Annotated in this window: 11 protein-coding genes; 8 read left to right on the top strand and 3 right to left on the bottom strand. The window is 60.6% G+C overall.

Annotation, left to right across the window (positions count from 1 at the left end; translation table 11 throughout):
* Positions 1-150 precede the first annotated feature (150 nt).
* From ACFRFQ_RS06820 to ACFRFQ_RS06850, 7 genes are all read left to right on the top strand, one after another.
* Positions 151-1053, top strand: a complete 903-nt coding sequence (locus ACFRFQ_RS06820; protein ID WP_378654734.1) for an Lrp/AsnC family transcriptional regulator — start codon at positions 151-153, stop codon at positions 1051-1053.
* A gap of 74 nt (positions 1054-1127) precedes the next feature.
* Complete coding sequence (locus tag ACFRFQ_RS06825; RefSeq protein ID WP_378654737.1) at positions 1128-1457, top strand: DUF6292 family protein; 330 nt, start codon at positions 1128-1130, stop codon at positions 1455-1457.
* Between the two features lie 96 nt (positions 1458-1553).
* Complete coding sequence (locus ACFRFQ_RS06830; RefSeq protein ID WP_378654740.1) at positions 1554-2978, top strand: DUF2252 domain-containing protein; 1425 nt, start codon at positions 1554-1556, stop codon at positions 2976-2978.
* A gap of 100 nt (positions 2979-3078) precedes the next feature.
* On the top strand, positions 3079-4446 hold the full coding sequence (locus tag ACFRFQ_RS06835; RefSeq protein ID WP_378654743.1) for a rhodanese-like domain-containing protein: 1368 nt from the start codon (positions 3079-3081) through the stop codon (positions 4444-4446).
* A 193-nt stretch (positions 4447-4639) separates the two neighbouring features.
* Complete coding sequence (locus ACFRFQ_RS06840; protein WP_378654746.1) at positions 4640-5401, top strand: sulfite exporter TauE/SafE family protein; 762 nt, start codon at positions 4640-4642, stop codon at positions 5399-5401.
* Positions 5402-5420: 19 nt separating this feature from the next.
* Entirely contained in the window at positions 5421-7115 is a 1695-nt protein-coding gene (locus ACFRFQ_RS06845) for a dihydroxyacetone kinase family protein (RefSeq protein WP_378654749.1), read from the top strand.
* 75 nt (positions 7116-7190) lie between these two features.
* Entirely contained in the window at positions 7191-8813 is a 1623-nt protein-coding gene (locus tag ACFRFQ_RS06850; protein WP_378654752.1) for a long-chain fatty acid--CoA ligase, read from the top strand.
* Positions 8814-8869: 56 nt separating this feature from the next.
* On the opposite strand, the gene ACFRFQ_RS06855 is transcribed toward ACFRFQ_RS06850, so the two are convergent.
* Genes ACFRFQ_RS06855 through ACFRFQ_RS06865 form a run of 3 tightly spaced genes read right to left on the bottom strand, consistent with a single transcriptional unit; the run spans position 8870 to position 11493 of the window.
* Positions 8870-9496, bottom strand: coding sequence for a TetR/AcrR family transcriptional regulator (locus ACFRFQ_RS06855; RefSeq protein WP_378654754.1), 627 nt, complete (start codon positions 9494-9496; stop codon positions 8870-8872).
* Between the two features lie 13 nt (positions 9497-9509).
* Positions 9510-10271 carry a 3-hydroxyacyl-CoA dehydrogenase gene (locus ACFRFQ_RS06860; protein ID WP_138870885.1) on the bottom strand — a complete coding sequence of 254 codons (762 nt, stop codon included), beginning with the start codon at positions 10269-10271 and terminating at the stop codon, positions 9510-9512.
* Positions 10272-10299: 28 nt separating this feature from the next.
* Positions 10300-11493 (bottom strand): thiolase family protein, encoded by a 1194-nt coding sequence (locus ACFRFQ_RS06865; RefSeq protein ID WP_378654757.1) that lies wholly within the window; start codon positions 11491-11493, stop codon positions 10300-10302.
* Positions 11494-11955: 462 nt separating this feature from the next.
* Here ACFRFQ_RS06865 and lanKC point away from each other — a divergent pair, with 462 nt between their 5' ends.
* Complete coding sequence (gene lanKC, locus ACFRFQ_RS06870; RefSeq protein WP_378654760.1) at positions 11956-14697, top strand: class III lanthionine synthetase LanKC; 2742 nt, start codon at positions 11956-11958, stop codon at positions 14695-14697.
* Positions 14698-14786: the final 89 nt, after the last annotated feature.

The raw sequence follows: 14786 nt of genomic DNA on the forward strand, positions 1-14786 counted from the left end.
GCAATACACCAAAGTTTCAGACCATGCGGTCCACAACTTTTTTGTTCCAATCTGCGATCATTTCCGCACTTATCCACGCCATCGGCGGCCGCGTGCGAATGTTCTAATAGGTAGCAGCGACAGAAAAATCTCCGGAAAAGTTGGGACACCATGACCACCGATCTCGATTCCGAGCTCATTGCCGCACTTCAGCGGAACGGGCGCGCGACCTACCGTGAACTGTCCGCTGCCGTCAACGCTCCGCGGGCGACTGTCTCCACCAGAGTCCAGGCTTTGCTCGACTCCGGAACGGTATCCGTGGTCGCCGTCGCGCATCCCGAACTACTCGGGCTGAAGGCCCTCGCACACGTGTCGATCGCCGTGTCCGGCTCACTCACACCAGTCATCGATGCCTTGATCGAATCCGAGGCCGCCGTCTACGTCTCGGCAGTCAGCGGGCAGTACAACGTGATCACGGAACTTCGAGTGCCCAGCCACGACGATCTGTATCGAGCAATTGCCGAACTCCGCTCTCACAGTGGGGTGAAATCGGTGAGCACACTGGTCTATGTCGACGTAGTCAAAGGAATCTTCATGCCGGACAGCGCATTACAATCCGAGATTCGCCTCGACTCGGTTGATGTCGCACTGATCGAACTACTCGAACGCAACGGCCGTATGCCCTTCCTCGAACTGGCTGAACACACCGGATTGTCACCGAGTGCGGTACGCAATCGCGTCAACCACCTGATCTCGAGCACAGCACTGCGAGTCGGGGCGGTCGTGAAGCGTCGGGGTGGCGGACGCACCCTGGCAATGGGAGTCGGAGTGAATCTCGGCTCCCTCGACGATACCGCGGTGTCCGCCATCGAGTCGCTGCCAGGAATCGAATTCCTGGCTCGAACGCTGGGACGATACGACGTCATCGCCACGGTCGCGGCGAACTCCGCGAGCGACCTCCATTCGCTGTCGGAACGTATTCGCCGGATCGACGGAGTCAGCGGTTTGGAGTCTTGGGCGCACCTTGAAGTCTTCAAAGAGCACTACGCCCGCAGCCTCGACGTCCGAAACTGAACACCGACAAAGAAAACGTTTTCGTTCCTCGATAACGGGAACTCTGCGGTCAGCACCCGATCCGAGGAGCGAAGATGACCGCTCGCATCGCTCTACCCGACGCATCGACCTGTCAACGGTATGTCCTTACCGTTGCAGATTCCGTATTCGCCGAATCCGTAGTGTGGTGCGACTGTCCGGAATTCGATGCAGTAGTCGTCCTAGCGTGTGAACTCCCCCTCGACAGCGGTCATCGGGCTGTACTGGCATGGAACCACTACTTCGGATGGGTCCTCGGCGCCGAAGACGCACCGAATTCATCCTTTGCCGTTCTCGAGTGCCTCGGAATCGGACGGATGCCAGATCCTGCGCTGTGCGCGGATCGGGCCATCGAGCTCATCTCGCAGGCCAACGAGTCGTACTGACTCCCTGCCTATTCGTCACTGACTCCCCGTCTACGCGTTGTGGGCGCGGGCATAGTATCGAGCGCGAGTTCGCATGCCCGACGAAGGAGAACCGACATGGCCCTGCCGCAGATACATGCCGGTCAAGTACCCACAACCGAGGTCGAACCGGACGGCAAAGCTACTCTCCGTACGCGCCAAACTCCCCGTAGCGAACGCCGAAAGATCGGCAAAAGCCTGCGCAAGCAGGTGCCCCGGTCCACGCTCGGGGATTGGGCGCCCTCGACCGATCGGCGCGATCCCGTTGATCAGGTGAACACAGCCCACGAGGGTCGACTGGACTGGCTGGTCCCCATTCGGGTGGGACGTATGGTCGCTTCGCCGTACGGATTCTTGAGGGGCACAGCAGGTTTGATGGCCGAAGACCTGTCGACGTTGCCGTCCACCGGAATCACCCCTGTTATTTGCGGTGACGCTCATGTCGGCAATTTCGGTTTCTACGGCTCTCCGGAACGGGAGCTGGTGATCGATCTCAACGATTTCGACGAGGCTCATCCCGGCCCGTGGGAATGGGATCTGCGACGCTTGGTCGCCAGTATCTGGGTTGCCGGCCGGCAAAACGGTTTCACCGAAAGCCAATGTGAGGCCGCGGTGGTCTCGTGCACGTCTGCATATCGGAACCATTTGGCCACGCTTGCGGAGCGGCCACTATTCGGTAGGTCCTTCGACCGGGTCGATCTGAACGGACTCACTGCGCACGTGACTGATCCTGGCTTGTTGGCCGAAATCGCCCGGGCCGCAGAACGCGCCCGCAAACGCACGAGCGATCACGCACTCTCGCGATTCACCATCGAGGAGAACGGACGTCGAAAGTTCCTTGAAAGCCCGCCACTGACAACCCATCTCAGCCCGAAAGACACCGACTTCCTACTCCAGGGCCTCGACCAGTACCTCGAAACTCTTGCCCCACACTGGCGTCGAGTGGTTTCCGGATACAACGTCGTCGACGTCGCGCATCGAGTGGTAGGTGTCGGCAGCGTTGCCTTGCGTGCGTTTGTCGCGTTGTGCGAGGGCAGCATCCCGGACGACGTTCTGTTTCTTCAGCTCAAGCAAGCCAGGCGCTCCGTTGTCGCGCCCTTCGTGCACGGCACAAGCGCGTGGCACGATCACCAAGGCCGACGCGTCGCCGAATACCAGCAGGCCCTTCAAACCGTCAGCGATCCGCTGCTCGGCTGGTGCACGGTGGACGATCGCCAGTATTACGTCCGCCAGTTCCGAAATATGAAGGGCTCGGTGGATCTCAACAACATCGATGCGTCCGCCCTCACCGACTACGTTGCCATCTGCGGCCGACTGCTCGCCAAAGGGCACGCCCGAACCAGTGGTGCGTCGTTGATCTCGGGCTATCTCGGCTCTTCGGACATGGTTGACGTCGCCTTTACCCGCTTCGCGCGACTGTACGCAGACCAAACCGAACGCGACCACGGGGAGCTGCAGAAAGCTGTGGCCGACGGCAGGATTGCCGCGGAAACCGGGATCTGAACCACTTGCACCACTCGTGGTCTTCGTCACTGCCACGTGCATACCCCTGGGGGTATACGGCATGCTGGGTTTCGACACAGTGAACCCAGGAGGTGCAGAGATGATTCTCGAGCAGTACTACATCGAATGCTTGTCGCACGCTTCGTACCTGATCGGCGACGAAGGAAGCGGTACGGCCATCGTGGTGGATCCCCGCCGCGATGTCGACGGCTATCTCGAGGACGCCGAGCGCTACGGCCTGAAGATCGTGGGTGTCGTCAACACGCACTTCCATGCCGATTTTGTCTCCGGCCACCTCGAGTTGCGCAAGGCGACAGACGCCTGGATCGGCTTCGGTGAAGCTGCCGACACCGAATACCCCATCACACGACTCGCACACGGCGAGCACATCTCGCTCGGCGAGGTCGACATCGAAATCCTCGCCACACCCGGGCACACCTGGGAATCCATCAGTCTGCTGATCCGCGAGAGCGCGGGCGCCACACCCACTGCTGTCCTCACCGGCGACTCACTGTTCATCGGCGACGTCGGACGCCCCGACCTGGCCAACCTCGGAAACAGCACCAATACCGAACTGGCGCAGGCGATGTACCGCACTGTTCACGACGTGCTCCTACCTCTCCCCGATTCCGTGATCGTCATGCCGGCACACGGTGCCGGTTCGTCGTGCGGCAAGAACATGTCGGATCAGTTGACCTCCACCATCGGCGAGCAACGACGCACGAATCCATCTGTGGCCCCGATGAGTGAGGCTGCTTTTGTCGAGATGATCACCGAGGGACAACCTTCGGTACCGTCGTACTTTGCCGCTGACGTTGCACTGAACAAGAGCGTCCACGGATTGCTGGATCCCGAGCGCCATGTTCCGGAGCTGAGCCTTGCAGACCTGCGAGCTGAATTATCCTCGGGCACAGCAGTCCTTGACGCTCGTAGCGTCGAGGACTTCGCGGCGGGTCACGTGAGCGGCAGCGTCAACGTCGGATTCGACGGCCGCTTTGCCGAGACAGCCGGAATGGTGTCCGACATCGGCGACCGCATAGTACTGATCACCTACCCCGGCGAAGAACAGGAGAGCGCTAAACGGCTGGCCCGCATCGGTTCCGATGCGGTAATCGGTTATGTGAATTCGCGGGCTGCCGGCACAATCCCCGCGGAGTTGTCCGATCTCGTGCAGACTGCTCCGCGCACCATCACATCGGAACTGGCGCAGCTTCTTGCCGACAACGCTGTCACTCTCGTCGATATTCGCAACCCCGGAGAGAGGGATTTCGGCACTATTCCTGGTGCACTTCCTATTCCACTGGCACAATTACGCTCTCGCATAGACGAATTACCGGCCGATCGCCCCGTGATCGTCCACTGCGCCGGCGGCTGGCGTTCCAGCGTCGCCGCCTCTTTGCTGCGCGCGCACGGCCGCAGTCGCGTCAGCGACCTCGTCGGTGGCTACAACGCCTGGCTCGACGCCTAACCACCACTACCCTTTCAGGAGAAAACCATGTGTTATCCCGTCACCTGTTCGACCTGCTCGAAGACTACGTGGGGTGGTTGCGGCCAGCACGTCGACGGCGTCATGAATTCTGTTCCGCCAGCGCAGCGCTGCACCTGCGAGCGCGAAACCTCCGACACGGGATTCTTCAAAAACCTGTTCCGGCGGTAGACACGTGACGGTCGCTCTCACCTTGGCGCTGGGTACCGTCATCGGCTCCTTGCTCGGGTTACTCGGCGGCGGCGGATCCATACTCGCGGTTCCCGTATTGGTGTACGCCCTGGGCATTCCGCTGGAGCAGGCCGTACCCATGTCCTTGATCGTTGTCGGTACGGCGTCGCTCTTCGGCGCTTTTCCCAAAGTTACTGCGCGAGAGATTCAATGGCCGGTGGCAGCAGTCTTTGCCGCCACAGGTCTCCTTGCAGCCTTTGCCGGTAGCGCAGTCAACCGGATGCTCCCGCCGTCCGTCACCATGACGGGCTTTGCCATCGTCATGGTGGTCGCGGGCATCAGGATGCTGACCGAAACCGGCGGCACGGGGACGGCGTGCCGTGCCGTGGACTCATCCGTCAACTGGCGACGCTGCACCTCGCGCGCAATCCCCGCCGGCTTGGGAGTCGGCTTCCTGACGGGACTCTTCGGAGTGGGCGGCGGGTTCCTGATCGTCCCGGCCCTTGTCCTGCTGCTGGGCATCACGATGCCCGTCGCGGTGGGCACGTCGTTGGTCATCGTGACTGCAAACTCCGCGTCCGGCGTGCTTGCCTACCTCGGCGATCTCACACTCGACTGGGGCTTGGTCGGCGCGTTCACCGCAACCGCCATCGCGGGATCGTTAATAGCCGGTCGGTTCGGTAAGAGGATCGACACCTCGCACCTACAGAAGTGGTTTGCGTACTTGATCTTCGCAGTGGCCGGGCTTGTCGTGCTCCAGGTGTAGCCAGGCATAGGCTGGATGCATGTTCATGCGCAGCGCAAAGACATTTGTCCCCGATGCACTTCGCGGTGTGATCGCGTCCACCGAGGACATTGCCTGGAACCCCGACCCCGGCTACCTCACTCGAGCACAGCCACTACCCACGGGACAGGTCGCGATCGTTTCCGGCGGCGGCTCTGGACACGAACCGATGCATGCCGGGTTTCTCGGGGCAGGAATGCTGACCGCCGTCTGCCCCGGCTTGGTCTTCACCTCACCCAACGCGTTGCAGATTCACGAGGCATCGAAAGCTGTCGACACCGGCGGCGGTGTCCTCCACATCGTGAAGAACTACACCGGCGACGTCATGAACTTCGGCATCGCGCGAGAGTTGCTGCGAGAAGACAACATCGACGCCGACGTGGTGCTCGTCGATGACGATGTCGCAACCGAACGAGCTGACGGCGACGGACCCGGACGCCGCGGTACGGCAGCCACGGTGGTTGTCGAAAAAGTGTGCGGCGCTGCAGCCGAACGCGGCGATGACTTGGCCGAGGTAGTCCGGATCGGTCGCCTTGTCGCGAAATCGGCACGCAGCATGGCTGTCTCGCTTGCGCCGTGCACGCTCCCCGGAGCAACGGAGCCGTCGTTCGATCTACCCGCGGGCCAGATGGAACTCGGCATCGGCATCCACGGCGAGCGAGGACGGGAGCGCATCGATGCGTTGCCTGCTCCCGAACTGGTGCGTCGGCTGACCGATCCGATTGTCGACTCACTCGAGCTGGCCGATGGAGATCGTGTCATCGCGCTGGTCAACGGATTAGGAGCAACTCATCCTCTGGAACTGCAATTGTTGTTTGCCGAACTCGGAGAGTATCTAGGCGAGAAGGGCATTCGCATCGAACGCCCCCTCGTCGGAACATTTGTGACGGCTATGAACATGGCGGGCGCATCCATCACCTTGGTGCGCGTCGACGATCGGATCCTCGAACTGTGGGATGCCCCGACCTCCACCCCCGCCTGGCCGAACTCTCCGGCACGGAGTTACTCGACGGTTGGTCCGCGGGAATCCTTCGGCCCCTCGTACACAGCACCGATCACCCCCACGTCCGACGGAAATATCGGGGCCTGGGTGGCCGATTGGGCGCAGAAGGTTCTCGATGAGGAACCTGCCCTCACTGACCTCGATCGACGGGCCGGTGACGGCGATTTCGGCACTAACATGGTGGCCGCGCTGGAACAACTGGATTTAGCCGCGATGCGGAATACCTATTCTGCAGCAACAACGTTCGAAGCCATCTCGCAAGCCTATCTCGGTCATGCAGGAGGAACGTCCGGCGCACTGTTCGGGATCTGGTTCCGGCATTTCTTCCGCGCAGCCCGCGAAGGTGGACTGGATCTCGCGGCCGTCGCCGCAGCGGCACGGTCGGGCTTGGACAACATCACTGCACTCGGCGGAGCACGCCCCGGAGACAAGACGATGGTGGATGCGATAACCCCCGCCGTCGACGCACTCGAAGAAGGGGTTCGACTCGGCGACGGACGCACAGAGGTGTTGCAACGGACTTCCGATGCCGCCCGCGTGGGAGCTGAATCGACGGAAATGTTGATCGCCAGCCGAGGCCGCGCGAGCTACGTCGGAGAGGCCGCCCGCGGCGTCGTCGACCCGGGAGCACTCGTCATCGCCTGGTTCTTCGAGTGTGCAGTGGGTCACCAACACGGCACACAGACGATATGACTAGCCTTGCATCACGAACCCTTGATTGCGACCCGTCTGGAAAGCACAGGATCGCATGACAACCAGGAGTAGCCCATGCTGAGCACGATGCAAGACGCCCCACTCTCCATTGCTCAAATCCTGCGCCACGGAGCCTCAGTCCACGGCGCAGCCGAGGTTGTGACCTGGACCGAAAGTGGTCCCCGGCGTACGTCCTACGCCGACGTGGGACGTCGCTGCGCTCAGTTGGCTCACGCACTACGCGGACTGGGCGTCGACGGGGATCAGCGAGTGGCCACGTTCATGTGGAACAACTCGGAGCACCTCGAGGCGTACCTCGGCATTCCCGCAATGGGCGCTGTCCTGCACACTCTCAACATCCGGCTGTTCCCCGAGCAGTTGATCCATGTCGCCAATCACGCCGAGGATCACGTGATCATCGTGGATCCGTCGCTGATCCCGCTGCTCGCTCCGCAACTGCCGTCCCTCACGACGGTCAAGCACATCATCGTGACGGGCTCTTCCACGGCCGGCCTCGAAGCACCCGCCGGTGTCGAGGTCCACACGTACGAAGGCCTGATCGCGGAGCAGCCGACCGAGTTCGACTGGCCCGAATTGGACGAGCGCAGCGCCGCCGCGATGTGTTACACCTCCGGAACCACCGGCGACCCCAAAGGGGTTGTGTACTCACACCGTTCGATCTACCTACACTCGATGCAGGTCTGTATGAGCGACGGACCCAACCTCAAGCAGGGTGACCGCGCGCTCGCCGTCGTCCCTCAGTTCCATGCGATGTCGTGGGGACTCCCCTACGCAGCGTTCATGATCGGCGCTTCGCTGATCATGCCTGATCGTTTCCTCCAGCCGGCTCCGTTGGCTGCGATCATCGCAAGCGAGAAGCCGACATTCGCCGCCGCGGTCCCCACCATCTGGCAAGGCCTGCACCTCTACCTCGAACAGAACCCACAGGACATCTCCTCGATGCGCGAGGTCCTGATCGGCGGCTCGGCAGTTCCGCCGGCACTGATGCACTCGTTCGAAAACGATCACAACGTCAGCGTTCTGCACGCCTGGGGTATGACGGAAACCTCGCCGCTCGGCTCCGTGGCTCGCCCGCCGCTCGGCGTCACGGGCGACGAGATGTGGAAGTACCGCTACTCACAGGGCCGCTTCCCCGCATCCGTCGAGTCGCGCCTCATCGACGACGACGGCAAAGCTGTTGCCCACGACGGCGTTTCCGTCGGTGAACTCGAGGTGCGCGGCCCCTGGATCACGGCGTCGTACTACGGCGTCGACGCTGCCGACAAGTTCAACGAAGGCTGGCTCAAGACCGGCGACGTCGGATCCATCACGGCCGACGGCTTCCTCAGCCTCTCGGACCGTTCCAAGGACATCATCAAGTCGGGCGGCGAGTGGATTTCGTCGGTCGATCTCGAGAACGCGGTCATGGGGCATCCCGATGTCACGGAAGCCGCCGTGATCGGCATTCCCGACGAGAAGTGGGATGAGCGACCGCTGGTGGCGGTCGTCCTGCGCGCCGATTCGACGGCAACAATGTCCGAGCTGCAAGAGTTCCTTTCGGACAAGATCGCAAAGTGGCAGCTGCCCGAGAACTGGGCTGTGGTGCAGGAAGTTCCGAAGACGAGTGTCGGCAAGTTCGACAAGAAGCGTCTGCGGGCCGACTACCACGATGGCGGACTCGACGTCACGCGCCTCTGATACCAAGTGAACATCGAAGGCGGGCAACAGGTAGGAAACCTGTTGCCCGCCTTCGTTTACGGTCGATACCCGACGGTACGAAAAGCGATGTCGACGTACTTCTCTGCCAACTGCGACGGCGACATCGGGCCGCCGGTCTGGAACCAGCGCGGTAGAGACTGAGCCATTCCGAGTATGGCCCGCACGGTTTCTTCCGTATCGGTGACCGAGAAATCTCCCGATGCCACACCGTCATTGACGATCCTGCGCATCAACAACTCGAGCCGTTTACGACTGGCCGCGTATCGACTTCGACTTTCCGGTGAGACGTGCCGGATCTCGGTATCCAGCGCCGCGTGGCGCGCCCGATGCGTCATGTACAGAACAATCGCCTCGACCACCAGCGCGAAACGCGTCACCGGATTCTCGCCGGCTTCGGCTGCCGCCGCTTCGGTCCGGGTATTCAATTCGCTCATCGAGACTTCGAACAATGCAACCAGGACGGCCTCTTTGTTCGCGTGGTGATAGTAGAGCGCGGGGACGGTTACCCCGACACAGTTGGCGATCTGCCGCACTGTTGTGCCGTGGTAACCGTTCTCGTCGAACAGTTCCAGCGAAGCCGTCAGGATGTCACTCATCACCAGCGGGGGGAAGGACCTCCAGTCCGCTGCCACGGAATCCACATTCATCGCTTCGCCAGTCATGCAACAGTCGAAATTACCGCGGTGCCATGCGGATTGCGCCGTCGAGGCGGATTGTTTCACCGTTGAGCATGGGGTTGGAGACGATGTGCGCGGCCAGTGCGCCGTACTCGCTGGGATCACCGAGGCGGGAGGGATGCGGAACCTGCTGGCCCAGCGACGCCTGGGCTGCTTCGGGCAGTCCGGCGAGCAACGGCGTCTTGAACAGACCCGGTGCGATGGTGTTGACGCGGATCAGCAACGACGCGAGGTCGCGGGCGATGGGGAGCGTCATACCGACGACGCCACCCTTGGATGCCGAGTACGCGGCCTGACCGATCTGTCCGTCGTACGCGGCGACGGAAGCGGTGTTGATGATGACGCCCCGCTCGCCGTCGATGGGCTCGGTCTTCGAGATCCGCTCCGCGGCAAGGCGAAGAACGTTGAACGTGCCGATCAGGTTGACGTCGATGACCTTCTTGAATGCGTCCAGCGGGAAGGCGCCCTTCTTGCTGACGGTTTTGATGGCGTTGCCGATTCCGGCGCAGTTGACCGTGACGCGGATCGGGCCGAGGGTTTCGGCGAGATCGAGAGCGGCGGTGACGGCTGCTTCGTCGGTGACGTCGGCAGCGGCGAAGCGGACACGGTCGCCGAGTTCCTTGGCGATGGCTTCACCGTTGGAGGACGGCAGGTCGATGATGACGACGCTGGCTCCGTCGGCGAGAAGGGCTTTGGCGGTGGCCAGGCCGAGGCCTGAGGCGCCACCGGTGACGACGGCGACGCTGTCGTTGACGATCATGGGAAATCCTTTCGAAAGGGTGTGTGGATCAGATTCGTTCGATGATGGTGGCGTTTGCCATGCCGGCGCCTTCGCACATGGTCTGCAGGCCGTAGCGTCCGCCGGTGGCTTCGAGGTGATTGACCATCGTCGTCAGCAACCGCGTACCGGAGGATCCGAGTGCGTGTCCGAGGGAGATGGCTCCGCCCCACGGGTTGAGCTTGGCGGGGTCGGCGCCGAATTCGTGTGCCCACGCGAGGGGCACGGGAGCGAAGGCTTCGTTGACCTCGTAGGTGTCGATGTCGTCGATGCTCAGTCCGGCACGCGCCAACACCTTGTGGGTGGCCGGGATCGGTGCGGTGAGCATGAAGACCGGGTCGTCGCCCATCACGGAGAACGAGTGGAAACGTGCCCGCGGTGTCAGGCCCAGCTTCGACGCCATCTCTTCGCTCATGATCAAAGCGGCCGAGGCGCCGTCGGTGAGTGGAGACGAGTTGCCGGGGGTGATGTGCCACTGCGCTTCGGGGAAACGGGCTGCGTACTTCTCGGAGTAGAACGACGGCTTGAGTCCGCCGAGACCTTCGGCGGTGGTCGTTGCGCGCACCGTCTCGTCGACGGTGTGCGTGACGGTTTCGCCGGCTGCGTTGGTGACCGTGATCGGCACGATTTCCTTGTCGAACAATCCCGCCGCTGCCGCTGCTGCGGCGCGCTGATGGGATTGCGCGGAGAACGCGTCGAGGGTGTCGCGGTCGAACTTCCACTTGGCCGCGATCAATTCAGCCGAGATTCCCTGGTTGACGAGACCTTCGGGGTAGCGGGCGGCGATGCCGGGGCCGGAGGCGTCCTTACCCATCGAGGTGAACCCCATGGGTACACGGCTCATGGATTCGACACCGGCGGCGATCACGATGTCGTAGGCGCCGGCGATGACGCCCTGGGCGGCGAAGTGTGCTGCCTGCTGACTCGATCCGCATTGGCGGTCGATGGTGGTGGCCGGCACGGATTCGGGGAACCCGGCCGAGAGTACGGCGGTGCGGGTGATGTTCAGTGCCTGCTCGCCGGCCTGACCGACACACCCACCGATGACGTCGTCCACCAGGGCCGGGTCGATGCCGTTGCGCTCGACAATCGACCGAAGGACATGCGCCAACAGTTCGACGGGATGCGTCCCGGACAGCGCTCCGCCTGGCTTGCCTTTGCCGGATGCGATCCGGACTACATCGACGATCACTGCCTTGGTCATCTTCTTCGTTCCCTTCGAGGACGTGCACTTGAGACGATCCGGCACCCGAGATGCATGCATCGGGCACCGGACCGAGATCGTGGTTCGCACAGTCAGATCACTGACTTAGCGCTCGTTAAATAGCTACCATGTCGGCGGTGCCAACGTCAACGGTGGCCACGGAGCCAAGACTGAGATCGAACCGGACACACATCGGGACAGAGGCACGCCCCGTGACGGAATCGGCAACCGAGATACCCCGCCGAAAGGAATTAACACCAAAGTATTAACACTAAAGTATTAAGCCTCCAACACGCGCCGCGCATCGCGCAACGAATCCCGCGAAAACGACCACAACCATCCGTTTTGCCCTATTCTTATGCACACGGCCAGTCACCGACTAGCCCATTATTTACAGACCCATTTTCCCACTCAGCGACATTCCTCACGAGCTCTTGCCGAAGACAAGGTAAAGCGAAGCCCATGGACGTGAAGTACATCGAATACACCATGGCTGACAGGCGATTCTACGACCGCCTTCGTCAGGATCCGACGCAACGCCGAGGCCCCGACAACCGTCGATACGAACTGTCTGGCAACACATTGGACGCGCGATGGATTTCCATGGAATCCCATGGATGGCAACATCATCAGGCTCCGTCAGCGAAGCTGCCCGAACAGGGATGGAAGATCCACTGTTCGGCCACCATGCAGAACGCACAGTCGATCTTGGATATTACATCCGCGTATTGCATCGAACGGGAATTCTCGTTCAAGTTCCTACCGGACTCCGCAGCGTTACTGCGTTCGAACATGAAATATGCACACCGAGGCAGTAGTGGAAAATTCATCACAATCTATCCATCTGATCCCGAGGCATGCGAGAAGATTCTCAACGACCTTGCCGAACTTCTTCATGGATTCGACGGTCCGTATATCCTCTCAGACCTCCGATGGAAAGATGGGCCTCTGTACGTAAGATACGGGGGCTTCGCTCTCAAACATGTCCGCGACAAGTTCGACAATCTCGTACCCGCGATTACAGACCCCGACGGGCGACTGGTTCCTGACGTACGCGATCCGGCGTTCAAGCCACCTCTATGGGTCCAGATTCCTGACTTTGTGAAAAAGCAAAAAGAAGTGCTGTTCGCAGAGGATGCGGACCAACTGTTTCCCTACAAAATCGTCGACGCCCTCCATTTCTCCAACGGCGGCGGAGTATACAAAGGGGTGGGCAGCGACGGATCCGAGGTCGTCGTCAAGGAGGCACGGCCGTTTGCCGGAATCGCGCCGGATGGTCGCGACGCAGTCTCTCGGCTTCAACGCGAACGTGACGTCCTTCGACTGCTGGCCGATGTACCGCACGTAGCGGGAATATACGACTACTTCGAGCACTCGGGGCACCACTTCCTGGTGGAGGAATTCGTTCTCGGCACAACGCTCAACAAGGAGATGGTGGCGCGCAACCCGTTGGTTCGCGCCGATGAAACCCGATCCGATCGACGGTCATATCGTGATTGGGCTCTGGGCATCATCGACAAAGTACAAGCTGCCATCGAGCAGTTGCATGCACGTCGGATCGTGTTCGGCGATCTCCATCCCAATAACGTCATCGTTTGTCCGGACAGTTCCATCAAGCTCATCGATTTCGAGATGTCCTACGTCGAGGGACAAGACGCCGTAGTCAAGTCCATGGGAGCCCCTGGTTTCACACCCCTCGATGGCCGAGAAGGCTATGCATCCGATCTGTATTCACTTGCTTGCCTGAAGATTTCCGTCTTCTTACCACTCACGGTTCTTCTCGATCTCAATGCCGGAAAGGTCGAGCAACTGGTCGCAGAGGCACGTGTTCTCTTCGAACTCTCCGATGACTACTGCGAAAGCATCCTCAACGCCCTTTGTCCTCGTCCGGTCGCAAACAACGCCGACGCTCGAGCACTTCTCGCCGAAGAGTTGGTCAGGCACTGGCCAGTCCATGACGCCGACAGCATCGAAAGCATCCGATCGCTTATCGACCGCGGTATCCGCCAATCCCGACAGCTTGGACGGCGTGACCGCCTCTATCCCGGGGACATCGCGCAATTTTCGGAGGACTCGTTCGGCATCGCTCATGGTGCATGTGGAAATCTACTGACAACAACAATGAGTGAAGAGGACCGACTCCTCACAGCGGAGTGGGTTGAACGGAAGATCGAGCGCACGGCGCAGGTCAAGTTGGGTCTGTACGACGGATTAGCCGGCGCCGCCCATACATTCGAAACGATCGGTCTGGATTGCCAGGCCGACGCTTGGACCGAGAAGTTGTATCACGCGCCGTTCGAAACCCTGACCACCGACCTCTTCAGTGGGCTTGCGGGCATCGGACTCTATCTCTTGGAGCGACACCACCGCTATGGCGATCCGGACTCTCTCGCGGCGGTCAATCGCATTAGACGGATCATGCTCACCCGCATGCACGCCCCCAACAATTCCATCCAGTCTGAAAACGGCCAACTGTATGTCGCCACCGGGAAAGGTGGACTCATGCGCGGCGCAAGCGGCCAGGCACTTTTCTGGATTCGTGCGTATGAAGTGCTCGGGCATCAGAGCGATCTCCTCAATGCCAAAGAAATTCTCGAACAAGACATCTCGCTGCTTGTCGAATGCGCTGACGGTTCGCTCCAACTGAATGAGCGATGGAGAAAACTGCCCTACATCGCCAGCGGGTCCACGGGTGTCGGGCTTGCGATCATGCGCCTTGCATCACATGCCCCATCCCCTAGGTACGAACGCATTCTGGAGAAGATCACTAGTGCCGCTGCCGCCGAATTCTGCATCCAATCCAATTTGTTCAACGGGCGCGCGGGATTTATCTATTATCTCCTCAAACTCATCGACAGCGGACGTGAGTACGGCGATACCCGTGAACACCTGGACTCTCACGTCAGGCGTTTGCAGTTACACGCCATACCCTACAAGGACGGGATCCATTTCCCAGGAGAACAACTTTTCCGACTGTCTACCGACTGGGCAACCGGTTCTACCGGGCTGTCCAATGTTCTCGTTCTTTATTCCGACCATCTCCGCGGAACACGAGAAACCACCACCCTCTTCCTCGGAATTGAAACTCATCCGCCGTTCCAGAAAACAAAACTAAGGAACGCAACCACTAAACGAACCAGTTCCAACTGGACCAATGACGGACACAAAAAGGAGAACAGATATAGGGTAATGCAACAGAGATAAAGCCGGCTGTGCCCCTAAATAGAGATTCGAATTTTCTACCAGTTCACATCTCTCAATCAAATATGAGAAAAAAGCTCGATCAAGTACAC

The organism is Rhodococcus sp. NPDC056743 (genome assembly GCF_042790355.1).
Taxonomy (GTDB): domain Bacteria; phylum Actinomycetota; class Actinomycetes; order Mycobacteriales; family Mycobacteriaceae; genus Rhodococcus_F.

What these genes read in the sequence shown, in the direction of transcription:
- ACFRFQ_RS06820 (WP_378654734.1), top strand. Translation starts at nt 151, where the DNA reads ATGACCACCGATCTCGATTCCGAGCTCATTGCCGCACTTCAGCGGAAC.
- ACFRFQ_RS06825 (WP_378654737.1), top strand. Translation starts at nt 1,128, where the DNA reads ATGACCGCTCGCATCGCTCTACCCGACGCATCGACCTGTCAACGGTAT.
- ACFRFQ_RS06830 (WP_378654740.1), top strand. Translation starts at nt 1,554, where the DNA reads ATGGCCCTGCCGCAGATACATGCCGGTCAAGTACCCACAACCGAGGTC.
- ACFRFQ_RS06835 (WP_378654743.1), top strand. Translation starts at nt 3,079, where the DNA reads ATGATTCTCGAGCAGTACTACATCGAATGCTTGTCGCACGCTTCGTAC.
- ACFRFQ_RS06845 (WP_378654749.1), top strand. Translation starts at nt 5,421, where the DNA reads ATGTTCATGCGCAGCGCAAAGACATTTGTCCCCGATGCACTTCGCGGT.
- ACFRFQ_RS06850 (WP_378654752.1), top strand. Translation starts at nt 7,191, where the DNA reads ATGCTGAGCACGATGCAAGACGCCCCACTCTCCATTGCTCAAATCCTG.
- ACFRFQ_RS06855 (WP_378654754.1), bottom strand. Translation starts at nt 9,496, where the DNA reads ATGACTGGCGAAGCGATGAATGTGGATTCCGTGGCAGCGGACTGGAGG.
- ACFRFQ_RS06860 (WP_138870885.1), bottom strand. Translation starts at nt 10,271, where the DNA reads ATGATCGTCAACGACAGCGTCGCCGTCGTCACCGGTGGCGCCTCAGGC.
- ACFRFQ_RS06865 (WP_378654757.1), bottom strand. Translation starts at nt 11,493, where the DNA reads ATGACCAAGGCAGTGATCGTCGATGTAGTCCGGATCGCATCCGGCAAA.
- lanKC (WP_378654760.1), top strand. Translation starts at nt 11,956, where the DNA reads ATGGACGTGAAGTACATCGAATACACCATGGCTGACAGGCGATTCTAC.